Source organism: Methylomonas sp. DH-1, assembly GCF_046097555.1.
Lineage (GTDB): Bacteria > Pseudomonadota > Gammaproteobacteria > Methylococcales > Methylomonadaceae > Methylomonas > Methylomonas koyamae.
On record NZ_CP143089.1, the window covers coordinates 4,335,310 to 4,358,928 of the forward strand.

At 59.4% G+C, this 23,619-nt stretch carries 20 protein-coding genes and 1 other RNA gene; 9 read left to right on the plus strand and 12 right to left on the minus strand.

Features of this window, described 5'->3' with window-relative positions:
• Nucleotide 1: 1 nt before the first annotated feature.
• From VXJ35_RS19850 to VXJ35_RS19860, 3 genes are read left to right on the plus strand one after another with little or no spacing between them, the layout of a single operon-like run.
• Nucleotides 2-268 carry a phosphopantetheine-binding protein gene (locus VXJ35_RS19850; RefSeq protein ID WP_054760496.1) on the plus strand — a complete coding sequence of 89 codons (267 nt, stop codon included), beginning with the start codon at nt 2-4 and terminating at the stop codon, nt 266-268.
• Between the two features lie 38 nt (nt 269-306).
• A complete protein-coding gene (locus VXJ35_RS19855; protein ID WP_064022890.1) occupies nt 307-1,164 on the plus strand; it encodes a hypothetical protein in 858 nt (285 codons plus the stop codon).
• On the plus strand, nt 1,161-2,153 hold the full coding sequence (locus VXJ35_RS19860) for a polysaccharide deacetylase family protein (protein ID WP_064022891.1): 993 nt from the start codon (nt 1,161-1,163) through the stop codon (nt 2,151-2,153). The genes VXJ35_RS19855 and VXJ35_RS19860 overlap by 4 nt, the downstream gene beginning before the upstream one ends.
• Here the strand turns inward: VXJ35_RS19860 and VXJ35_RS19865 are convergent, their stop codons facing one another.
• The 8 genes from VXJ35_RS19865 to rluC form a co-directional block, all read right to left on the minus strand.
• Nucleotides 2,154-2,498, minus strand: coding sequence for a histidine triad nucleotide-binding protein (locus tag VXJ35_RS19865; protein ID WP_064022892.1), 345 nt, complete (start codon nt 2,496-2,498; stop codon nt 2,154-2,156). It lies immediately after the preceding gene.
• Between the two features lie 8 nt (nt 2,499-2,506).
• A complete protein-coding gene (recR, locus tag VXJ35_RS19870) occupies nt 2,507-3,103 on the minus strand; it encodes a recombination mediator RecR (RefSeq protein WP_054760488.1) in 597 nt (198 codons plus the stop codon).
• Between the two features lie 3 nt (nt 3,104-3,106).
• Nucleotides 3,107-3,430 (minus strand): YbaB/EbfC family nucleoid-associated protein, encoded by a 324-nt coding sequence (locus VXJ35_RS19875; protein WP_054760486.1) that lies wholly within the window; start codon nt 3,428-3,430, stop codon nt 3,107-3,109.
• A gap of 16 nt (nt 3,431-3,446) precedes the next feature.
• A complete protein-coding gene (gene dnaX, locus VXJ35_RS19880) occupies nt 3,447-5,063 on the minus strand; it encodes a DNA polymerase III subunit gamma/tau (RefSeq protein WP_064022893.1) in 1,617 nt (538 codons plus the stop codon).
• 33 nt (nt 5,064-5,096) lie between these two features.
• Nucleotides 5,097-5,193: signal recognition particle sRNA small type (gene ffs, locus VXJ35_RS19885), an RNA gene on the minus strand.
• 97 nt (nt 5,194-5,290) lie between these two features.
• Entirely contained in the window at nt 5,291-6,265 is a 975-nt protein-coding gene (sppA, locus tag VXJ35_RS19890; protein ID WP_064022894.1) for a signal peptide peptidase SppA, read from the minus strand.
• Between the two features lie 9 nt (nt 6,266-6,274).
• Nucleotides 6,275-6,922 (minus strand): HAD-IA family hydrolase, encoded by a 648-nt coding sequence (locus VXJ35_RS19895; RefSeq protein WP_064022895.1) that lies wholly within the window; start codon nt 6,920-6,922, stop codon nt 6,275-6,277.
• The gene (gene rluC, locus VXJ35_RS19900; protein WP_064022896.1) at nt 6,906-7,865 is read right to left on the minus strand and encodes a 23S rRNA pseudouridine(955/2504/2580) synthase RluC; all 960 of its coding nucleotides are present in this window, start codon (nt 7,863-7,865) and stop codon (nt 6,906-6,908) included. Before rluC ends, VXJ35_RS19895 begins: the two co-directional genes overlap by 17 nt.
• Before the next feature lie 419 nt (nt 7,866-8,284).
• Between rluC and VXJ35_RS19905 the strand changes: the two genes are divergently transcribed.
• Nucleotides 8,285-10,489, plus strand: a complete 2,205-nt coding sequence (locus tag VXJ35_RS19905) for an Rne/Rng family ribonuclease (RefSeq protein WP_064022897.1) — start codon at nt 8,285-8,287, stop codon at nt 10,487-10,489.
• Nucleotides 10,490-10,545: 56 nt separating this feature from the next.
• Here VXJ35_RS19905 and VXJ35_RS19910 read toward each other — a convergent pair whose 3' ends face one another.
• Together VXJ35_RS19910 and VXJ35_RS19915 are read right to left on the minus strand one after the other, a co-directional pair.
• The gene (locus VXJ35_RS19910) at nt 10,546-11,430 is read right to left on the minus strand and encodes a carbon-nitrogen hydrolase (protein ID WP_064022898.1); all 885 of its coding nucleotides are present in this window, start codon (nt 11,428-11,430) and stop codon (nt 10,546-10,548) included.
• Nucleotides 11,431-11,498: 68 nt separating this feature from the next.
• Nucleotides 11,499-12,530, minus strand: coding sequence for an agmatine/peptidylarginine deiminase (locus tag VXJ35_RS19915; RefSeq protein ID WP_064022899.1), 1,032 nt, complete (start codon nt 12,528-12,530; stop codon nt 11,499-11,501).
• Nucleotides 12,531-12,863: 333 nt separating this feature from the next.
• On the opposite strand from VXJ35_RS19915, the gene VXJ35_RS19920 reads away from it, so the two are divergent.
• From VXJ35_RS19920 to VXJ35_RS19940, 5 genes are all read left to right on the plus strand, one after another.
• Nucleotides 12,864-14,888 (plus strand): TonB-dependent siderophore receptor, encoded by a 2,025-nt coding sequence (locus VXJ35_RS19920; protein WP_231914788.1) that lies wholly within the window; start codon nt 12,864-12,866, stop codon nt 14,886-14,888.
• Between the two features lie 25 nt (nt 14,889-14,913).
• Nucleotides 14,914-16,008 (plus strand): lipocalin family protein, encoded by a 1,095-nt coding sequence (locus VXJ35_RS19925; RefSeq protein ID WP_064022900.1) that lies wholly within the window; start codon nt 14,914-14,916, stop codon nt 16,006-16,008.
• 191 nt (nt 16,009-16,199) lie between these two features.
• Nucleotides 16,200-17,084 (plus strand): YfiR family protein, encoded by an 885-nt coding sequence (locus VXJ35_RS19930; RefSeq protein WP_082881015.1) that lies wholly within the window; start codon nt 16,200-16,202, stop codon nt 17,082-17,084.
• Nucleotides 17,085-17,088: 4 nt separating this feature from the next.
• Nucleotides 17,089-20,097: a hybrid sensor histidine kinase/response regulator gene (locus VXJ35_RS19935; RefSeq protein WP_064022901.1), complete on the plus strand. Its 3,009-nt coding sequence runs from the start codon at nt 17,089-17,091 to the stop codon at nt 20,095-20,097.
• Between the two features lie 9 nt (nt 20,098-20,106).
• Nucleotides 20,107-21,012 (plus strand): diguanylate cyclase, encoded by a 906-nt coding sequence (locus VXJ35_RS19940; RefSeq protein WP_054763231.1) that lies wholly within the window; start codon nt 20,107-20,109, stop codon nt 21,010-21,012.
• Between the two features lie 45 nt (nt 21,013-21,057).
• On the opposite strand, the gene yccX is transcribed toward VXJ35_RS19940, so the two are convergent.
• Nucleotides 21,058-21,330 (minus strand): acylphosphatase, encoded by a 273-nt coding sequence (gene yccX / locus VXJ35_RS19945; protein WP_054763230.1) that lies wholly within the window; start codon nt 21,328-21,330, stop codon nt 21,058-21,060.
• Nucleotides 21,327-23,570 carry a bifunctional 23S rRNA (guanine(2069)-N(7))-methyltransferase RlmK/23S rRNA (guanine(2445)-N(2))-methyltransferase RlmL gene (gene rlmKL / locus VXJ35_RS19950; protein WP_064022902.1) on the minus strand — a complete coding sequence of 748 codons (2,244 nt, stop codon included), beginning with the start codon at nt 23,568-23,570 and terminating at the stop codon, nt 21,327-21,329. The genes yccX and rlmKL overlap by 4 nt, the downstream gene beginning before the upstream one ends.
• Nucleotides 23,571-23,619: the final 49 nt, after the last annotated feature.

A 23,619-nucleotide genomic window follows, 5' to 3' on the forward strand; every position in this document is an offset into this window, starting at 1 on the left:
CATGAGCCTGAATCCAGACGCTATCAAAGCCGCGCTCCGCGCCAAAGTCATCGAACTCGCCGCACCGCTGGGTATGGATGCCAGCGGCGTAACGGACGACGATATTCTGCCGGCCACCGGCTTGCTCGACTCCGGCGCCATTTTGGAATTGGTGGTGTGGTTCGAAGCAACATACGACATTCGTATCAAACAAGAAGAGATGAATATCGATAACCTCGGTTCGATCAACGCGATGACCGATTTTCTGTTGGCCCGCAAACCAAGCTAGACAATCAAGCCCTTTCAACTTCACCTAAGGCGATACATATGGCATTGCCGACCATCGAACCGATACAGGACGGCGATCTGCTGCCGTTCTGCCAATTCCTGACCGAACATCTAAGCAACCAGCGTAGCGCCGAGCAATGGGCGCAAGCCTTTCGGCAAAACTGGATTTCGGACAAGCCCAATAACGGATTTGTAATCCGCGACAACGGCAAAATCGTCGGCGGTATCGGCGCCATTTACGCCGAGCGCAAGATTCGCGGCCAAACCGAACGCTTCTGCAATATTACCAGTTGGTGCGTGTTGGAAGCCTACCGCGCGCAAAGCATGCGTCTGGCGATGGCGGTGGTTTCTCAACCCGGATTCCACTTTACCGACCTGACCCCCACCGAAGTAGTTTCGAAGACCTTACAGTTTCTGAAATTCAAACCGATGAACGAACGGCATGCGATTTGGCCGAACTTTCCATGGCCGTTTTCGGCAATCGCCGGCGTAAAGGTCATTACCGATCACGAAATGATTGCCAGCGTGCTGCCGGCCGACGCCGGCAAAGTGTTTGCGGAACATCGCCATTTGTCTTGGTTGCAACATGCCGCCGTAGGTAAGCCCGGCGCCTATTGCCATGTGGTCTGGAAACCGAATCGCTTGAAAGGCGTGAACGGCGCGATGATTCTGGGATTCAGCGACGCCGAATTATTTTTACGCTACCGGCACACGTTTGGCAGCCATCTGTTCTGGCAAGGCCGTTTTTACACCCGCGTCGAATCGCGCCTGCTGCCGACGGTGCCGACTCTGGCGCTGGAACTGGCCGGCTACCGCAATAAAGTGTTCCGCAGCGACACGCTGACAGCGGCCGACATCAGCAATTTCTACTCCGAACTAATGGCATTAGACCTATGATCGAGCGAACCCTAATTAAGCCTGAGCCGGCAACCCGCCCGATTTTATCGGTCGTAATCCATACCGAGGAAGAATTCGATTGGAACCGGCCCTACGATCGCAACGCCACCGGCGTCAGCCACATGCAATATATCGACCGCGCCCAAAGCGTGTTCGATAGCTTCGGCATCGTGCCGAACTACGTGATCGACTATCCGATTGCCTCCAAACCCGAGGCCGTAGCTCCTTTGAAAGCCTATGCCGACAGCGGTAGGGCGCTGATCGGCGCCCATTTGCATCCGTGGGTTTCGCCGCCGTTCGACGAAGAAATCAATGCACGCAACTCCTATCCGGGAAATTTGCCTGCGGAATTGGAGCGGGAAAAACTTCGGCTGCTGACCGAGCAAATCACGGCCTCGTTCGGTAGCCGGCCGCTGACTTATTTGGCCGGCCGTTACGGTTTCGGCCCCAACACGGCGGATATTTTGGAAGAGCTGGGTTACGAGGTCGATATCAGCGTGGCGGCGTCGATCGACTATAGCGGCGACGGCGGTCCGGATTATGCCAACGTCAGCAGCGATCCGTTCTGGTTCGGCCGCCAGCGGCGCCTGCTGGGCTTACCGGGCTCCGGCGGCTACGTCGGTTACTTGCGTAGCGGCGGCACGCCGCTTTACCGGCAACTGACCCAGCCATGGCTGCGCAAAATCCGCGTTTCCGGCGCCGTTGCGCGCTTACGGATGCTGGAAAGGATTCGGCTATCGCCCGAAGATTACAGCGAACCGGAAATGCGCCGCTTGACCGAATCGCTGCTGGACGACGGGATACGGATTTTTGTGTTCAGCTTCCATTCGCCGTCGGTGATGCCGGGCGGCACCCCCTACGTCAGAAACCAAGCCGACCTGGAACGCTTCCTGGGCAAATGCCGGGATTACTTCGATTTTTTTATGGGCCAATTGGGCGGCACGGCAATGACACCGTTGCAGATCAAGGCCTGGCTGGAGCAGCGCTAACTAACCCGGCGGCCAGTGCATTTGCCGGCCGGCCAGCAGGTGCAGGTGCAGGTGCAGATGAAACACAGTCTGCCCGCCGTCGGCGTTGCAGTTCAGCACGGTGCGGTAGCCGTTATCGGCGTAACCGAGATCCTTGGCGATCTGTGCGGCGGTTTGCAGCAGACGTCCGCCCAGCCCGGCGTCGTCCAGTTCGTTCAATGTGGCAACGTGCCGCTTCGGAATCACCAACGCGTGCAGCGGCGCCTGCGGATGCAAATCGCGGAACGCCAGGACTTGATCGTCTTCGTAGACCACGTCCGGCTTGATTTCGCCGGCCGCCATTTTGCAAAACAAACAATCGCTCATAGTTGCTCCTAAAGTTCGCGCCGGCCGTTGAAGGCGTGCGCCAAAGTACCGCTGTCGATAAACTCCAGTTCGCCGCCCATCGGCACGCCGTGGGCGATGCGCGTGGCGCGAACGCCGAATTTGGCGGCGACGTCGGCAATGAAGTGGGCGGTGGCTTGGCCTTCGACTGTCGAATTGGTCGCCAGAATGATTTCCTTGATTTGGCCGGAAGCCATACGCTGCTCCAGCAAATCGAAGCCGAGTTGGTCAGGGCCGATACCGTCCAGCGGCGACAGGCGGCCGTGCAACACGAAATATTTACCCTTGAAGGTCGTCGCTTGGTCCACCACCCAAACGTCGGCCGGGCTCTCGACCACGCACAAGGTTTCGGCATCGCGTAGCGGGTTGGCGCAAACCTCGCACAACTCGGCTTCGGTCAAAGTCCGGCATTCGCGGCAATGGCCGATTTCGTTGACGGCCCGCTCCAGCATCTTGCCAAGTTGCAAACCGCCCTCGCGGTTACGCTGCAACAAATGAAAAGCCATGCGTTGCGCCGACTTGGGCCCGACACCCGGCAAACAGCACAGGCTTTGAATCAGTTCTTTCAGCAAGCCCTGGTTCTGCATCGTTTAAAACGGCATTTGAAACCCGGGCGGAATCGGAATCCCGGCCGTGACGTCGGCCATTTTCTCTTTCTTCATCTTGCCAACCTTATGCACCGCGTCGTTGATCGCCGCCGCCACCAAATCTTCCAGCATGTCCTTATCGTCGCCGACCAGAGACGGATCGATGCTGACTTTACGCACTTCGCGCTTGCCGGTCATGACGATGGTCACCAAGCCGCCGCCGGACTCGCCCCGGACCTCCATGGCTTCCAATTCTTCCTGGGCTTTTTTCAAATTTTCCTGCATTTTTTGGGCTTGCTGCATGATGCCCGCGAGTGCGTTTTTCATTTCTGTCTCCAACCATTCAATTCAGCGGTTCGATGCTGCCAGGCACAATTCTGGCTCCGAACGTTTCTTTTAAAGCCTGTACGTTAGGGTCGGCGTTGATATTGTCCACCGCCGCCTGCTGCCGGTCTTCCCGGGCTTTCTGCATTTCCAGTGCCGGCGTCATTTGTGCCGCCGCCTGCTGGGTAATGACCAATTTCAACGGCTTACCGTAATAATGTTGCAAGGCCGCGCGCAGATTTTCCTCGGCCCGGCTGCCGACTTGGTGAAAGCCGGGATCCAGCAATAGCCGGCAACTGCTGTCGTCGATACTGTCCAGCACGCAATTATTGGCCAATTCGCGAGTACGGCCATTCAGATTCAAGGCCGCAATAATATCTCGCCAGCGGCTTCCGGCATCGGCGGCGGCAATCGGTTGCACCGCCGGGGCTACGACCGGCTCGGCCACCGTTTCGGCAACCGGCGCTGTCCGCGCCGGGGGCTCGCCGGCTGGTGCCATATTCGGCACGACGGGAGTCCCAGCCGCAACAGCCGTTACCGGCATGCGGCCAGCCGCCGCCGGGCGAAAAGCCAGCATGCGCAATAACGTCATTTCGAAGCCGCTGCGCGGATCGGGCGCTAAAACCAAGTCGCGTTGGCCGGTCAAGCCAATCTGATAGTACAACTGCACGTCCTCCGGCGTTAACCGCTGCGCCAGCTCGCCCAGCAACTGCTTGTCGAATTCGTGGTCGACGAAAGCCGGCACCTGTTGCAATACGGCTACCCGATGCAATACCCGCAATATCTGCTGCAGAATCTCGGCGAAGTCCGGCGTCAGTTGCGCCACGTCGGCGATCTTTGCCAAGATCTGGCGAGCCTCGCCGGCCGCCAAGGCCAACAAAATATCGTCGACCGGTTGCTGGGCGACCGCGCCGAGCATGCCCAGCACCGCGTCGCCGGTTACCGTGCCGCTGCCGTAGACGATCGCCTGATCCAGCAAGCTCAAGCCGTCGCGCAAACTGCCGTCGGCCGCTCGCGCCAACATTTTCAGGGCCTGAGACTCGAATGCGATATTTTCCTCGCCGAGGATGAATTGCATCTGCCGGTCGATTTGCTCGGGAGTCAGCCGTTTCAGATTGAATTGCAGACAGCGCGATAGCACGGTAACCGGGATCTTGTGCGGATCGGTAGTCGCCAGCAGAAACTTGACGTGGGGCGGCGGCTCTTCCAGCGTTTTCAGCAGCGCATTGAAGCTGTGACCTGACAGCATGTGCACTTCGTCGATCAGATAAACCTTGTAGCGGCCCTGGTTCGGCGCGTATTGGGCGTTATCCAGCAGATCGCGGGTGTCTTCGACTTTGGTGCGGGAGGCGGCATCGACTTCGATCAAGTCCATAAATCGGCCTTGTTCGAATGCCTGGCACACAGCACAAGCGCCGCAGGGATTGAAGTTTTGCAGATTTTCGCAGTTGATAGCCTTGGCCAATATCCTAGCGACCGTGGTTTTGCCGACGCCGCGGGTACCGGTAAACAAATAGGCGTGGTGCAAGCGTTCGTGCTGCAGAGCGTGGATCAAAGACTGGCTGACATGCTCCTGTCCGACGAGCTGAGAAAAGTTGCTGGGACGCCATTTTCTGGCAAGAACCTGATAAGCCATTAGCAACGGGAGCGGCAGGAGATTGGGCGGCTACTGCGCCAGCCGCATCCCGGCACACGAATCCGCTGCTACCGTTGCTTCCTTCCGGACCTGGCGGGGTTTACAGCGTATCGTTGCGAGAGGACCGACACAGTAACCATAAAACATCAGCGACTGGCTGAAGAGCTGGCTATTATCCTTAAATCGCTGCCGTTAGGCAAGCGACCCGCGAAAAATAAACTCCGTCCCTAGCGAAAGCCGCCAATATTCAACGCTGTGGCGATGCTGTGACCGAATGCGACGCCGAAACGGCCGACCAAGCGATCGATCAAGCGTTCGTGCGGCGTGAAATTGACCGTTTCCTCGGTGCCGAATTGCTCACGCACCACCGAATCGATGCTGCCGAAGCCATCGGCCAAGCCCAACTGGACGCTTTCCTGCCCGGACCAGATCAAGCCGGAGAACATTTCCGAGGTCTCTTTCAACCGCTCGCCGCGTCCGGCTCTGACCGCCTCGATGAATTGCTGATGGACCTGGTTCAACAAAGACTGCATGTGCTTGCTCTCGCGCTCGTTCACCGGCGAGAACGGATCGAGCATAGCTTTATGCTCGCCCGCGGTCAGCAAGCGCCGCTCCACACCCAGTTTTTCCAGCACATTGCTGAAGCCGAAACCGTTCATGACGACGCCGATCGAGCCGACCAGACTGGCTTGGTTGACGTAAATCTTGTCGCTGGCCGAAGCGATGTAGTAGCCGCCAGACGCACAAATATCGCCGACAACCGAATAAATCGGCAACTGCGGGTGCACGGCTTTCAAGCGCCGGATTTCGTCATAGACGTAGGCCGATTGCACGGCGCTGCCGCCCGGCGAATTGATATTCAGGATGATGCCTTTGGTATTTTTATCCTTGGCCGCATCGCGCAGGCCTTCGATAATGGTATCGGCCGCCGCGCCTTCGCCCTCGGCGATCTGACCCAATACATCGACGATGGCTACGTGTTGCGCCGACCCGGTCTCAACCTCCTGCTTCAGTTGCGGATACAAAGCCACGCCCAGCGCCACCGACAAATACGCGAAAGTCAGTAATTTGAAGAAAATACCCCAACGCCGCGCGGCCTTTTGCTCGGCAATCGCCGCGAACGCCAATTTCTCGAGCACCTCCTTTTCCCAACCGGGCGCGTCCTGGTTCGAATGATCGGGATGCTGTTGATTCGTATCCACCGTAACCTCCTAAAGTAATTCGAGCAAATCCGTCGGATAATCCAGACAAAGCAACGGCTTGTATTGCTGCAACGTCTCGCGGGAATGGGCACCGCAAGTGACGCCGGCCGCAGCGACTCCGGCATTGGCCGCCATTTGCATATCGTGCGCGGAGTCGCCGACCAGCAAGGCCCGCTGCTTGTCGATGCCCAGTTCCGCTAAAATTTCGGCCACCATCAACGGGTCGGGCTTCGATGCGGTCTGGTCCGAACTGCGCGTGGTACAAAACAAATCGGCTACGCCGGTACCGCGTATCGCCTGATCCAAACCGGCGCGTTTCTTGCCAGTAGCCACCGCCAGCCTAAAGCCATCGCCGCGCAGCCGTTCGAGCATGGCCGTAACTCCCGGAAACAAATCGGCCGGACCGATCTGTTTGGAAAAAAAAGCCTTGCTGTAAACCTCGGCCAAACGTTGCCGGGTTTCGGTATCGACGCCGGGAAACAATTGCCGGGTGGCGTTATCGATACTCAAACCGATAATATCCTTGACTGCAGCCGCCGACGGTATGTCGCACGCACACTCCGCCGCCGCCTGTTGAATGCAGTGGACGATCCAGTCCACCGAATCCATCAGCGTGCCGTCCCAATCGAAAATGATTAAGTCAAAGCGGTTTTTCATGATCGATCAATTGTTGCAAATCGGCCGGCAACGGCGCCACGAAGTGCAGCGGCTCACCGGTCAGCGGATGGGCAAACTGTAATTGTTCGGCGTGCAAGAATAGCCGCTTGTACCCGCGTTTTTTAAACATCTTGTTGGTCTCGCCGTCGCCGTAGCGGTCGTCCGCGACTATCGGATGCCCGAGCCAAGCCGCATGCACCCGGATCTGGTGGGTCCGGCCCGTCTTCGGCGCCGCATGCACCAGAGTCGCATCCTGATATTGCTTTAGCCGCGTGAACAGGGTTTCCGCGGCCTTGCCGGCCTGACTGACTACCACCATGCGTTCGCCGCCATGGGCGACGTTCTTCAGCAACGGCACGTCCACCACCTGCTTTTTGCGTTGAAACTGCCCGACCAACAAAGCCAAATAGGTCTTCTGAATGCCGTCGCCGCGAAAAAGTTCATGCAATACCTTCAATACCGAGCGTTTCTTGGCAATCAGCAAACAACCGGAAGTATCTTTGTCCAGCCGATGCACCAGCTCCAGAAACTTCTGTTGCGGCCGGATTTGCCGCAACCCCTCGATCACGCCGGAACTGACGCCGCTACCGCCGTGCACGGCAAATCCGGCCGGCTTGTTCAACACGATGAAACCGTCGTCTTCGTACAGAATGTGGTTTTCCAAACTGAACTTCAAGGTCGGCTGAACGATGGCCTCGTCTTTTTTTTCGGAAACCCTGACCGGCGGGATGCGCACGATATCGCCGAGTTGCAGCTTGTAACTGACGTCGATACGGCCTTTGTTGACCCGAACCTCACCCTTCCTGACCATGCGGTAAATTCGAGTTTTCGGTACGCCTTTCAGATAAGCGATCAGAAAATTATCGAGCCTTTGTTCGCTGTTCGCCTCGGTAATTTCCAGCCATTGCACTTGCGGAGTAGTCTGGTCTGCTGCGGTATTCATGCTCCAAATGATAACAACATATCCGTAAGCTATGTTTAAAATTGCTGGCCCGAATAAACATTGCTATATTAGGCTGGTTTATCTTTGGATAGACTTTGACTATAAAAATTTAAAACCATGGTTTTAGCGCTGTTTCGCCGCGCCAAGCTTATAAAGAATTTTTTCGGGTTTTGTCGCTCAACCCATGATGAGCGAGCTGCATCCTTTGCGTAGAGTTCGGTAAAACAGACCTCCCACTTTTCAAGCGCCCCGCTCGGCATTGCCGATACCCACTGCGACAATAACTACAAGACCTTGCAGTTTTCAGTCAGTCCGGCCGCTCAACTAAAAGTCATATTGGGAAACATGCCGCCTTTATCCGCGACAACCAAACCTGTTCAAGCTCTAGGTAGGATACACAGAACAATAAGGATAATTAAATGAAAAGAATGCTTATCAACGCCACGCAGCCCGAAGAGCTGCGGGTGGCATTGGTAGATGGTCAGAAACTTTACGATTTCGACATCGAAGTTCCATCGAAAGAACAAAAAAAATCCAATATTTACAAAGGCATCATCACCCGGGTAGAACCCAGCCTCGAAGCCGCCTTCGTCAACTACGGCGCCGAAAAACACGGATTCCTGCCGTTCAAGGAAATCGCCCCGGAATACCGCACCGGCGACGGGCAGGAAGGCAAACCATCCAGCAAAAGCAATATCCGCGAAGGCCAGGAAATTGTCGTTCAAATCGAAAAAGAAGAACGCGGCAACAAAGGCGCGGCGCTAACAACCTACATCAGTCTGGCCGGCACCTATCTGGTGCTGATGCCAAACAACCCCAAAGCCGGCGGCATTTCCAGGCGCATCGAAGGCGACAACCGTAGCGAATTGCGCGAAACCATGGCCGCCCTGGAAATTCCGGACAGCATGGGCTTGATCATCCGCACCGCCGGCTCCGACAAAAACGTCGAAGAGCTGCAGTGGGACTTAAACTACCTACTGCAACTGTGGGAAGCCATCGACCGCTCCAGCACCGAGCAAACCGCGCCCTTCCTGATTTTCCAGGAAAGCAACGTCATCATCCGCGCACTGCGCGATCACTTGCGCGGCGACATCGACGAAATCCTGATTGACCAGGAAGGCGCCTTCAAACTGGTGCATAACTTCCTGAAACAGGTGATGCCGCATAATCTGCACAAGGCCAAACTGTACCAGGACAGCGTGCCGCTGTTCAGCCGCTACCAGATCGAAACCCAGATCGAGATGGCTTATAAGCGCGAAGTGTCGCTGCCGTCCGGCGGCTCCATCGTCATCGACCACACCGAGGCTCTGACATCGATAGACATTAACTCGGCCCGCGCCACCAAGGGCAGCGACATCGAGGAAACCGCGCTGAACACCAACCTGGAAGCGGCCGACGAAATCGCCCGCCAATTGCGTCTGCGCGACTTGGGCGGTCTGTTCGTGATCGACTTCATCGACATGATGTCGAACAAAAACCAGCGCGAAGTGGAAAACCGCTTACGCGATGCGTTAAAAATCGACCGCGCTCGTATCCAGACCGGCCGCATCTCCCGCTTCGGCTTGATGGAAATGTCGCGCCAACGCTTGCGGCCGTCTTTGGGCGATTCGACCCAATTGACCTGCCCGCGCTGCAAAGGCCAAGGCACGATCCGTAACGTCGAATCGGTCACGCTGGCCGTGCTGCGCTTGATCGAAGAAGAAGCGATGAAAAAAGGCACCGAGCGCGTCATCGCCCACTTGCCGATCGATTGCGCCACCTTCCTGCTCAACGAAAAACGCGCGGCGATTCAGGAAATCGAATCCAGGCTGCAAGTCGGCATCATCGTGCTGCCGAGCAAACACCTGGAAACGCCGGCTTACGACATCGAGCGGATCAAAGCCATCGGCGATAGCGAAGAAAAAGCCAGCCATTTGCAAATCAAAGAAGAAGACATCACGGTGCCGGAATTCGCCAAACAACTGGGCCCGAAAACCGAAAAAGCCGCGATCAAGGAATTTCTGCCGGATTCGCCGGCACCGGTACAGAGCAAAAAGACTTCGGCCAGCCTGATACAGCGCTTCTGGCAACGCCTGATCGGCGCCGGCAAGACCGTTGAAACCGACGAAGTCGGCGAAAAAAGCGGCGAAGACAAAACCAAACCGGGCCGCAATAATCGCCGCGACCGTGGCGAGCGCGGTGAACGTGGCGCCGGCCGCAACAACAACCGCCGCAGCGGTAACCGCCGTCCGGCGAACCAGCCACCCGCAGCGGCTGGCCAGGAAACCGCACCCAACCTGAACGACGACGCCAAACCGGTGGCGGCAAGCTCCGAACTCGAATCCGGAGCCGATAACGCTGCAAAAAGGGCCCCAGGCGCGCCGGACCGGGAACGCAGCCGCCGCAGCCGTAGCCGCCGCCGCGGCCCGCGCAACGGTGCCGAGAAACGCGGCGAACCAAGCCTGAACGGAACGGACGGCGAAGCGCCGCAAGCCAGCGAATATATCCCGCCGGCCGCCGTCGACAGCGGAGAAGGCCACAATCAGCCGCGCTCATATAACCGCGAGTTTGCCGAGCGGAATCAACGCCCGGCCGAGGACAGCCGGCAAGACCACGAACCCGTCAGAACCGCCGCCGAAGAATAAACGACGGCAACCGGGCGCCGTCTCGGCACGGCGCCCGCCTCATCTCTACTGCGCGCCTAATCGATATAGCGCCGCAACAAATCCTGGTAGGCCTCGATACGGCGGTCGCGTAAGAACGGCCAAATCCGTCTAACATCCTCGCTGCGGCGCATATCGAGCTCGGCAAACAGCAGCAAATCCTGTTTATCGTCGGCGCTAGCCAAAATCTCGCCCTGCGGACCGGCGATAAAGCTATTACCCCAAAACTGGATGCCTTGCGCCTGGTCCGGCGCCGCTTCGAAGCCGATTCGGTTGCAGGAAATTAGCGGCAAACCGTTGGCCACGGCATGCCCGCGCTGCACGGTCACCCAGGCGTCGCGCTGGCGCTGCTGCTCGTCCGCAGCGTCGCTGGGATCCCAGCCGATAGCGGTCGGATAAATCAACACCTCCGCACCGGCCAAGGCCATCAAGCGCGCCGCTTCCGGGTACCACTGGTCCCAGCAGATCAATACCCCCAATTTGCCAATCGAGGTTTCGATCGGTCGAAAGCCGAGATCGCCCGGCGTGAAATAAAACTTCTCGTGAAACCCCGGGTCGTCGGGGATGTGCATTTTGCGGAAGGTGCCGGCAATGCTGCCGTCCTTGTCGAACACCACGGCCGTGTTGTGGTACAACCCCGGCGCCCGCCGTTCGAAGATCGTCGACACGATCACGACGTTATTGGCGGCGGCGACTTTGGCCAGTACCTCGCAGGTCGGCCCGGGCACCGGTTGCGCCAAATCGAAACAAGCGGTGTCTTCGCTTTGGCAAAAATAATGGTCCAGATGCAGTTCCGGCAGCACGACCAAATCGGCATTTTGTTGGGCAGCCGCTTCGATTTGGCTGATGGAATAGGCCAGATTGGTGTCCCGGCCGCGATTGCATGGTTGCTGCACCGCACAAGCGATGATGGTTTTCTTCATACTCAGTAGTAATCACGCTAAATCCGGCGCCGCGAACGCGGGCCGGAAACAATGCCAAGGGTTAATTGTTAAAAATTCAGTTTGACGATGGCCGGTACCTGCATGCTGGCGCAATGCAGGCTGCCGTACTGGTGTACCAGTGCCCGGCACGGCACGGCAATCACTTCGCGATCCGGGAAGCAGGCAGCCAAACGCTGCAACGCCACGGCATCGTTAGCGTCGTCGTAAACCGGCACCAGCACCGCACCGTTGATAATCAGAAAATTGGCGTAATTGGCCGGCAAACGTTGGCCGTGTTCGTCGCTGATCGGTTGCGGCAACGGCAGCGGCACCAGCTTGTAAGCCACGCCGGATTCGGTGCGGAAAGCCTGTAACTGGGCTTCCATATTTTTCAGGCTGGCATAGTGCGGGTCCGCGCTATCGTCGCAAGCGGTATAAGCGATGGTATCGGCACTGCAAAACCGCGCCAACGTGTCGATATGGGCATCGGTATCGTCGCCGGCCAGATTGCTCTGTTCGACCCACAAAATCCGTTTCGCGCCCAAATAATTCTGCAACTGGCCGGTAATCGCGGCGGCGGACATATCCGGATTGCGGTTCGGATTGAACAGGCAATTTTTGGTGCTCAGCAAGGTGCCTTGGCCGTCGGATTCGATACTGCCGCCTTCCAACACCAAGTCCAGCGTCGCCGTCGGATAACCCTTGAAAATAGGATGGGCGAACAAGGCCAGATTCAACGCATCGTCGGCGGCGTGCGGGTATTTGTTGCCCCAGCCGTTAAAGCGGAAATTCAGCATCTGCACGGCAGCCTTCGGATGTTGCCATTCCAGGGTCAGAAACACCGTATCCCGCAACCAGATGTCGTTGTAGTCGGCTTGTACGTAATGGATTTGCGGATTGTGCGGCAATTGCGTCTGGATGTGCTGCTGGTGCTCGCCGTCCTTGCACAAAATCACCAATGGCTGAAACCGGCTGATCGCGGTGGCGGCCGCGTGGTAGCAATCCTCGACCGCGGACAAATTGCTGAAATCGCCGCTGCGGTGCGGCCAAGCGATGATAACCGCCGCTTGCGGTTCCCATTCGGCAGGAAAGCGAATCATGGAGTACTCCCGGATAAATGACTGAAAAAACGCGGCATTGTACCAACAGGCGGCGGTTAAGACTTGTCCGCTATGTTTTTATTCGCGAGCCGAACGGGCGAGGTAGCCATCGCGCCGCTTGCGGGAACGGCCGATTGCGCCCAGCCTTATCGGCCGCGGCGCTCTAGCTCGACCGAAAACCGAGCGCTAACCCTTGCTTTTTAAAAATTCCCGCCATACTTAGTCCGGCCGGCTGCGTAGCGAGACGCGGCCGGGCTTTGACCGTAACGCCGCCATCTTAGACCAAGATACCGATGCCGATTCGCCGCCAGCCAGATTAAGCCGCCCGCACACATGAAACCTTACCCGCCGTTTCCATTCCGCCAATTCGTGCCGGCGACGCCCGGTTCGCGCCGCATTTTTTTCGGACTGGCCCTCGGCGTCAATTGCGCGGCGGCCGCCGAGCCGCTACCGGCACTGGAGGACTTGTCGATCAACGAACTGATGCAAATGGAAGTGTCGTCGGCGTCCAGAAAAACCCAAACCGTATCCGACACGGCGGCGGCGGCTTTCGTCATCAGCCAGGACGACATTCGCCGCTCCGGCGTGACCTCGATTCCCGATGCGCTGCGCTTGGCGCCGGGCCTGGAAGTTGCGCAAATCAACGCCAGCCTGTGGTCGGTCACCGCACGCGGCTTCAACGGCCGCTACGCCAACAAACTGCTGGTGTTGATGGACGGCCGCTCGGTGTATACGCCGCTGTTCTCCGGCGTGTTCTGGGACTTGCAGGACACGATGATGGAAGACATCGAGCGCATCGAAGTGATCCGCGGCCCCGGCGCCGTGATGTGGGGTGCCAACGCGGTGAACGGCGTGATCAACATCATCACCAAAAAAGCCAAGGACACCCAGGGCAACCTGTTCGTGGCCGGCGGCGGCAACCAGGAAACCGGCTTCGCCGGCTACCGCCACGGCGGCCGGGTCGGCGACGACGGCAGTTACCGGGTCTATGCCAGAACCTTCGAGCGCAACACCTTTGTCAATAACAGCGGCGAACGCCTGCACGACGACTGGCGCTCGGTCCAGGGCGGTTTCCGGATCGACAACCGCATCTCCAACGACAACCGCTACACTGTGCAAGGCGACGTCTACCGAAAAAACGTCGGCAACACGGTGCCGGCGCAAACCGTAGCACCGCCGTTCAACAGGCCGTTCGATACCGACGACCATGCCGAAGGCGCCAACCTACTGGCACGCTGGGAAGGCAATCTCAGCGACGGCTCCGAGTTTACGCTGCAAGCTTATTACGACCGGGTCAATTTCAGCGCGGCGACCTTGTCCGACAGCCAGGACATGTTCGACATCGATTTCCAGCACCGGCTGCATCCCAATGCCGACCATGACCTGATGTGGGGTGCCAGCTACCGTTTCATCCACAGCGCGACCAGCGGCAGCGCGGCGATCTCGTTCAACCCCACCAGCCTGGGCTACCATAACGGCAGCGCCTTCGTGCAGGACGACATCACGCTGATCGACGACACGTTGCGTTTGACCTTGGGCACAAAACTGGAAGAAAGCCACTTCGGCAACACCCAGGTTCAGCCCAATGCCCGCTTGATGTGGACGCCGGACCCGAAACATTCGGTCTGGGCCTCGGTGTCGCGGGCGGCACGCACGCCGTCGCGCGGCGAAGCCCAGGCCAGCATCGGATTGGGCACAGCCCCGCCGCCTTTCACGATGATTCAGGTCATGGCACAACCCAATCCCGATTTGCGAGCTGAAAAGGTGTTTGCCGCCGAAATCGGCTACAGAACGCAGTGGACCGACAAGTTCTCCACCGATATTACCGCGTTCAGCAACCATTACACCGACCTGATCATGTTCCGCCAAGGTTCGCTCAATTTCGCCACGCTGACCCAACCCCTGATCTGGTACAACAACAGCCGCGAAGTCACGACCCGCGGCATCGAGATTGCCGGCGAATGGCAAGCCCTGGATTGGATGCGCTTCACCGGCAATTACAGCCACCTGAAAATCGAACGGCCTTACGACAGCGACAATCCCGATATCGCCGGCCTCAGTCCGCGCCACCGCGGCTCGCTGCGCTGGCAGATGGACTTGCCGGAACGAGTCAAACTCGATCTGACTTTGCGCCACGTCGGCAAACTGGCCGCAGTCGGCCAGCAAGTGCCGGCTTACACTACGTTCGACGCCCGTCTGGCCTACGAACCGGTTTCCGGGCTGGAGCTGGCGTTCGTTGCCCAAAATCTGTTCTCGCCGCGGCATCCGGAATTCCAAGACTCGGCGGCCATTTCCCTGCCCGGAGCGGCGGCGGAAATCCCGCGCTCGATCTACGGCAAACTCAGTTGGCGTTTTTGATTTTTCCCCTATGCGAGTACCCACCATGCAAGCGTTCTTGAAAAAGTACCTACCCTGGATCGTCGTCGGCTTCGTGCTGTTGGTCGGCTGGCTGTGGCCGAGCTGGTTACCCTGGCTGCTGTTGGCGTTGAGCATCGCCGCATGGCTGTTTCTGCCCCGCCGCGGCTTGATCGGACCGGTCGAATTGCCGGCCGACGACGCCTTTTTACCGACCGAACAGGTGCAATGGTGGTATTGGACCGGACATTTAGTCAGCGAAGACGGCCGCCGTTTCGGTTTCGAGGTGGTGTTCTTCTCCTTCGACAGCCTGGTGATATTCCGCGACCAACTGGTACAGGCCGCCGTGACCGACGTCGACGGTCAAAAATTCAGTTTCGAAGAATTCGTCGAATTCCACTTACCGCAGCGCACGCCGAACGGCTTCAACCTGACCTCGGGCAAAGACAATAAAGTCACCGCGGTCGGCGGCGGCGGTAACGACCGCCTGCACGCCGAAGTCGACGGCTATGTGCTGGATCTGGAACTGAAATCGACGCAGGAGCCGGCCTTGCATTACGGCGGCGATGCCCACCCGTACCGTTTTGGCGGTTACACCTATTACTATTCGCGGCCGAAAATGGCGACCACCGGCACCATCAGCGTCGGCGGCCAGACCTTTAAGGTCAGCGGCAACAGCTGGTTCGACCGCCAATACGGCGAGCTTTACCAAGCCATCCAACAAGGCTGGCAATGGTTCGCGATCGAACTGGCGGACAACCGGCAAATCATGCTGTTCGACTTCAAGGGCAGCGACAGCAACGTCGAAAAATCCGGCTCGATTACCGACGCTCAAGGCCAAACCGTGACCTTGGCCGCGCACGAATTCGAGGTCAAAGTGCTGGGCGAATGGACCAGTCCACACACCGGTTGCACCTACCCGTCCGGCTGGGAAGTCAGCGTGCGCGGCGAGACTTTTACGGTGGAACCGCTGGTCAAGGACCAGGAACTTCGCGCCCGGCACAACCTTTGGATTGGACCGGTCTATTGGGAAGGCGCCTGCGGCGTCACCGGCGCCAGCGCCGGCCAAGCCTATGTGGAATTGAACGGCTTTTGCCGCTGCCCGAACAAAGGCCTGGGGTAAAAACAGCCGCCGCACACCGCGGCGGCTAGTTCAACGCTCCGGCAGACCGCACCCGAGAATATGGCGACCGCGGCGACAAGCTGTTACCTTAGCCAGCGGAATAACAACCATTCGAGCCTGGATGGCCGTTGACCGAGCCCAGCTCGGCGCCCGCCGCCGGCACACCGATCCCCCGTTGCACAATACGATACATGACGCCAACCGCTCCTGACGCACCGTCGACCTCGGCCGCCCGCAATTTGCGCGGCCGGGCGCTTTGCCGTCTGCGAGCCGGCCTGACCGACGCGGCGGCGCTGGTTTCGGCAGTGCCGCGGTTGGCGCCGATTCACCCGCTCCGTTGGCTGGAGGCGACTGCGAACACGTCGCTTCCACGCGCCGTGCTCAAGCTGTGCCGGCGGCGGAACGCGCCGCCCCGGCTTCGCTCCGAACCAGCCGCGGCGCCGCATCGCCGCTGTCCCTACCCGCGCCAACCCGCCATCTGCCTGCGCCGCCAACCGGACAAATCCATCCGACCGTTAGCGGAACGGACCGGCATTCGCCACAAGTTTTTCGCCGCACTTTATCTAATCGCCTTATTCGCGGCGACCGGCCGGCAAACCCAGGCGGCCGACAGCCTGTCCGAAGCCCAGATCAAGGCCGCCTATCTGTATAACTTCGCCAAATTCGTGGAATGGCCGGATACCGCCGCGCCGGCATCGACCGACATCAACCTGTGCGTGATCGGCAACAACGTATTGGACGGCGCCCTACAAGCCTTGGATGGGCGCAAGGCCGGCGAGCGCAGCCTGAAAGTCACGCCGCACAGCCCTGCCGACACGTCGCTGGCTGAGTGCCACTTGCTCTACGTCGGCGTTTCCGAACAACAGCGGATGGTGCCGATACTGAAAAACCTGGGCAATGCGCCGGTACTGACACTATCGGATATCGCCGATTTCGCCGAAAAAGGCGGCGGCATCGCCTTGCTGTTCCGCGACAACAAAGTCGTGTTCGAAGTCAATCTGGAATCGATCCGCAATGCCGGCCTGCGGCTTCCCGGCCAGTTGTTGAACATCGCCACCCATGTCTACGGGAGATAGACCGATGCGCGTTTTACCCGACTTTCCGAATTGGTCTTTACGCCGCAAACTGCTCTCTATCATCATGCTGAGCTGCGCGGCCTGCCTGTTGGTCAGCTTGTCGGCGATGGCGGTCAGCTCGGCGGTCGGCCGCTACCGCAACGCCTTGCAGGATATCGTCGGTCTGGCCGACGTGCTGGCCGAAAACGGCCAGGCCGCGCTGGTCTTCTCCGACCAAAACGAAGCCCGCCGCCTGCTGAACTCGCTGCAAGAACACCAGGAAATCGCCGCGGCCTGGATGGTCGCGGCCGACGGCTCGGTACTGGCCAACTGGAACCGCAACGGCCGACCGGCAGCACCGCCGCGCGATTCGCGTTCACCGGTACGGGAACTGCGCACCGATTTCTGGCGGCGCAGCGCCGAGCTGTACGCGCCGGTAATCCGCAACACCGAATACGTCGGTTACGTGCTGATGCAAGCCGATTTCACCGATCACTGGAACAGCCAACTCGCCGATCTCGGCAAAGGCCTAGCCGCCGCCGCCTTGGCCTTGACCTTGGTATCGCTGCTGGCATTGCGCCTGCAACGCATCGTCTCCGGCCCGGTCGAGCAATTGGCGGCCACCGCGCGCCTGATCGCTCACGAGCAGAATTACGCGTTGCGCGTACCGCAACGCCATCGCGACGAAATCGGCGAGCTGGTCAACGCCTTCAACAGCATGCTGGAAGAGATTCAGCGCCGCGACCAAACCCTGACCGGACACCGCGACCGGCTGGAGCACGAAGTGGCGCAGCGCACCGCCGAGCTACTGCAAGCCAAGGAGCTGGCGGAGGCGGCCTCCCGCTCCAAAGGCCTGTTCCTGGCCAACATGAGCCATGAAATCCGCACGCCGATGAATGCGATCATCGGCCTGTCGGACTTGGCCTTGAACAGCAACCCGCCGGCCAAGCTGCGCGATTATTTGCGCAAGATCCACACCTCCTCGCTGGCGTTGCTGGCGATTACCAACGACATTCTGGACTACTCGAAAATCGAAGCCGGCCGCATGGCCTTGATCGCGGAAACGTTCAATCTGGAGGAAGTACTGGAAAACGTACTGAATCTATTCATCGTCCGCGCCGAGGAAAAGCAACTGGAGGTCGTGCTGGAACTGGATCCGGCCGTGCCGCTGCTGTTGGAAGGCGATGCTTTGCGCTTGAGCCAGATTCTGAACAACCTGGTCGGCAATGCCGTCAAGTTCACCCAACGCGGCGAAATCCACATCAAAGTCGCGCTGCGCGCCAAACAGGACGGCCTGGCCGAACTGCTGTTTTCGGTGCGCGACACCGGCATCGGCATGACCGCCGAACAAGTCGCCAACCTGTTTCAGGCCTTCACCCAGGCCGACGGCTCCATCACCCGCCGCTTCGGCGGCACCGGCCTGGGTTTGACCATCAGCAAGCGCCTGGTGGAAATGATGGGCGGCAACCTGCATGTGGAAAGCGCAATCGGCCAGGGCAGCCTGTTCGAATTCGGCTTGCGGCTGCCGTTTGCGGTTGAAAAGCAAAGCCGGCAACGGCCGGAGCAATTGGCCGGCATGCGGGTACTGGTGGTCGACGACCTGGACATCTCCCGGCAAATGCTGCGCGACATTCTGCAAAACTGGGGCTTCGAAGTGGCCGAGGCCGCCAACGGCGCCGACGCGTTGGCCCTGCTCAGCCGAGCCAACCAAGCCGGCCAGGACTTCGAACTGGTGTTGCTGGACTGGAAAATGCCGGGGCTGGACGGCATTCAAGTCACTCGCGCCATCAAAGATATGGTGCGGCAGGCGGAAATCCGCCACGCGCCGGTCGTGATCATGGTCACCGCCTTCAGCCGGGAAAGTTTGCTTCACGCCGCCGGCGACACCCCGCCCGACGACGTGCTGGTCAAACCGGTGCTGCCGTCGATGCTGCTGGATTCGGTCACCCGGCTGCAGGGCGGCATGCCCAGCGCCGCGACCGAACCCAGCCGGCCGCAACTGGCGGAAATGGCCGCGCCGATCCGCGGCGCCCGCATCCTGCTGGTGGAGGACAACGAAATCAACCAGATGGTGACCTGCGAATATCTGACCAACGCCGGCTTGAACGTGAGCGTGGCCAACAACGGCCGCGAGGGTCTGGAGGCCATGCGCCGCGGACGTTTCGACGCCGTATTGATGGACCTGCAAATGCCGGAAATGAGCGGCATCGAGGCGACGCGGCTGATTCGGGCCGAGAAAAGCCGCGACGAGCTGCCGATCATCGCCATGACCGCAGCGGTGCAGGAACCCGATCGCAACCAATGTTACGCCGCCGGCATGAACGACCACGTCGGCAAGCCGGTTCTGCCGCAAACCTTGCTTGCCGCCTTGGTGCGCTGCATCCGGCCCCGTGAATCGCAGCCGCCGGCCGCTTTGCCGCCAGCCTTCGCTATCGGCGCCGGGCCTAACGCGCTGCCCGGATTCGATTGGGACTACATCGCCGCCGCGATTGCCGATGCCGGTAAACTGCAGTTATTGCTCGACCGCTTTGCCGAAAAGTTTACCGATGCCGACGCCAAGCTGCGCCGCCATCTGTTGGCAGGCGAACTGCAACCCGGCGCGCAATGGCTGCACTACCTGAAAGGCGCCGCCGGCGCGATCGGCGCGGCGGAACTGAGCGGCATCGCCGGCCGCCTGGAGGCGGAGTTGCTGCAAGGCACTTGGTCGTCGGCCGATTTGGAAGCCTTGAGCGGAAAGCTGGCACAAACCCTGCTCGCCATCGCCGCCTACAGCCGGCCGTTGCCAAGCACCGGCGAAACCGAAGCGGCCGATTGGCCGGCTGCCGCGAGTTTGGCCGAGCAATTGGCGGCGCTGTTGGACGGCAGCGACTACGTGCCGCGCGAAATAACCGAACAATTACGTCAGGCGGTAGCGGGAGCCGATGCGCGGCGGCTGGTGCAATTGATCGAAAAATATGTCGGCGATATCAATTATCGCCAAGCGCGCGTGACACTGCAGGAACTGGAAACTACCATCAAACGCCACTTGCCTTGAACCGCCGCCATGAAGACCGATCCGCCGAAACCGCTGATATTGATCGTCGACGATACGCCCACCAACATTCAAGTCTTGGCGGAAAATCTGATCCGGGATTACCGGATCAAAGTCGCCGCCAGCGGTGCGGCGGCGCTGGAGGCCATTGCCGCGCAAGGCGCGCCGGATTTGATCCTGTTGGACGTGATGATGCCGGAAATGGACGGCTACGAAGTCTGCCGCCACCTGAAAGCCGATCCGCAAACCAGCTCGATTCCGGTGATCTTCGTCACCGCGCTGAACGATGCCAGCGACGAGGAACGCGGCCTGAACCTGGGAGCGCTGGATTACATCACCAAACCGTTTTATCTGCCGGTAGTCAAGGCCCGCATCCGCAACCACATCCGCTTGAAACAGGCCACCGACATGCTGGAAGCGATGGCCTGGATCGACGCCTTAACCGGCATTCCCAACCGGCGCCGTTTCGACCAAACGCTGGATAGCGAATGGAAGCGGGCGCAACGCAACCAAACCCCGCTGGCTGCGATTTTGGCCGACATCGATTATTTCAAGGCTTACAACGACCGCCACGGCCACGGCGCCGGCGACGAATGCCTGAAACGAGTCGCCGGCCACATGGCCGCCGCGGCCAGCCGGCCGGGCGATTTGGCTGCCCGATACGGCGGCGAGGAATTCGTCATCCTGCTGCCGGAAACCGACACCGCCGGCGCTCTAAGCATCGCCGAGCAACTGCGCGCCAATATCGAAGCCCAACACATCCCGCACCGCAATTCCACCGTGTCGGACTCGATCACGGTCAGCCTGGGCGCAGCGGCCTTGGTCCCACAGCCCGGCCAAGCCTCGACGGAACTGCTCGATGCGGCCGACCGGCAGTTATATTCGGCCAAAGGCGCCGGCCGCAACTGCGCCAGATGAGCCGCCGTCGGCCGCGGCCGGGTGCGTTAGCGACCGCGCGCAGCCTCAACGAATTTCGAAACCGGCAAAATGCTCATCGGTATGGTGCGCGGTAACCGCTACGTCGCTGACTTTGGCCAGCACCGGCCCCTTGTGGCACCAGGCTACCAGTTTTTGCAAATCTTCCGGGTGGCCGCCGGCGACGATTTCGACCGTGCCGTCAGGCAAATTGCGGACGAAGCCGGACAGATTCAGTTTGACGGCCTGTTTTTGGGTGTAGGCGCGAAAATACACGCCCTGCACCCGGCCCTTGACGATGATGTGCAGGCATTCCTTCATCGGGTGATTCTCCAGCAATAATGAATTTTCTGGTCGCGGGCGAAGTCCTCGGGGATGGTCGCCGCGCTAATGTCTTCGAAATTCAAGCCGGACAAGGCTTCGCGGTCCAATTTGAAGCGGCGGAAGTTGGTCGAGAAATACAACACGCCGCCCGGCGCCAGCAACGCGGCAGCGTTTTTCAACAAGACCACGTGATCGCTTTGAATGTCGAAAGCCTCGTCCATTTTCTTGGAATTGGAAAAAGTCGGCGGATCGAGAAAGATCAGGTCGAATTGCGGCTTGTTTTTTAACGCCGCCTGCTCGGCCAGCCATTTCGGACAATCGGCACGCACCAGTTTGTGGTCGCCGCGGATGCCGTTGAGTTCGAAATTGCGCTTGGCCCAGTCCAGATAGGTATTGGACATATCGACGGTAACCGACGCCGCAGCGCCGCCGACCGCCGCATGCACCGTCGCGCTGCCGGTGTAGGCGAACAGATTCAGAAAGCGCTTGCCCCTGGCTTCTTGTTGAATGCGCAAGCGCATCGGCCGATGATCCAGGAACAGGCCGGTATCCAGATAATCCTCGAAATTGACCCAAAACTTGCAGCCGCCTTCCTCGACCACGTGAAAGCGGCCGGAGTCGCCTTGCTTTTCGTATTGGTCGCTGGCTTTTTGCTTGCGGCGGATCTTTAGAAACACTTGGTCGGCCGGAATTTCCAGCACTTTCGGAATCTCGGCCATTGCTCCGGCCAGGCGTTGATTGGCCTTGGCCGGATCGATGGTTTTCGGCGATTCGTATTCCTGGACGTTGACCCAGGTTTTCTCGCCTACAGGGATGTAGGCGAGGGGCGTGAGCTGGGAGCGGTAAGCTTCGCCTTGGTAAACATCGACCGCGACCGCGTATTCCGGCAGGTCGGCGTCGTACAGCCGGTAGCAATGCACCTGGTTTTGCTTGGCCCATTTGGCCAGTTTCTTCAGATTCTTGCGCAAGCGGTTGCCGAACATCTCGGCCTGAGGATCGACTTGTTCGGCTTGGGCACGGCGCCAAATCGATTCGGCGCGCTCCTGTTGCGACTTGGCCTTGGGCTCGAAGAAAGCCTTTTCCTCGATGTTAAAACGCAGTAATTTGCACTCCAACGCGCCGTTGAACAAGGTGATCGGCTTCTGCGAACGGATGCCCAATCTAAAACCCAGCTCGGGGTCGCTGATGATCATCGCCGCTTGCCAGCCGGCGAAACGCTGTTTCAACACCTCGCCGAAGTGCCGGTACAGCGCGGCGGTTTCTTGCTCGTCGCCCAAACGTTCGCCGTAGGGTGGGTTGCAGGCGATCAGGCCTTTCGGCCAGCTTTCCGCCGCCGACGCGTCGGCGATGTCGCGTTTTTCGACATGAATCTTGCCGGACAAGCCGGCGTTTTCGACGTGCTGCACGGCGGTGGCGACGGTGCGCCGGTCCTGGTCGAAACCGACGATGGTCGGCAGCTTCGCCAAACCAACTTCGCGGCGTTGGCGGGCCTCGTCGAGCAAGCTCTGCCACAAACCGGCATCGTGTTTTTTCCAGCCCAGAAAGCCGAAATAATCGCGCTGCAAGCCTGGCGCGATGTCGGCGGCGATCAACGCGCCTTCCAACAGCATCGTCCCCGAACCGCACATCGGATCGAGCAAACTGCCGCCTTGCTCGGCGATCTTGGGCCAACCGGCGCGCAACAAAATCGCCGCCGCCAGGTTTTCCTTGATCGGCGCGGCGATGCTGACGTCGCGGAAGCCGCGTTTGTGCAAACTCTCGCCGGACAAATCCAGGCTCAGCTGCGCCAGATCGTTATGCAGATAAACGTTGACGCGGATGCTGGGACGTTCGGTGTCGACGTTGGGGCGCTTGTTGAATTTGGCCCGCATCTGATCGACGATGGCGTCCTTGACCTTTTGCGCGCCGAAATGGGTGTTGTTGATGGCCGGACTGTTTTTGCTGCTGAACGACACGGCCAGACTGGCGTCCGGTTTGATATGTTCGAACCAGTTGATGCGCTTGACGCCGTCGTACAGGTCCTGCTGGGATTTGACCTCGAAACTGCTCAACGGCAGAAATACCCGGTTGGCGACCCGGGACCACAAACACACCCGGTAGGCCAGCGCCAGATCGCCGTCGAAGGCCACGCCGGCCAGTTTTTCCTTGACGTTTTGGCCGCCGAGGCCGCGGATTTCGTTGGCGAGGATGCCTTCCAGCGCCTTGGGCGCGGTGGCGTAAAGAGGGTATTGCGTCATGATGAGCGACCGAAACAAGTTGGCCGGCTAGGATACTAAAACTGCCGCC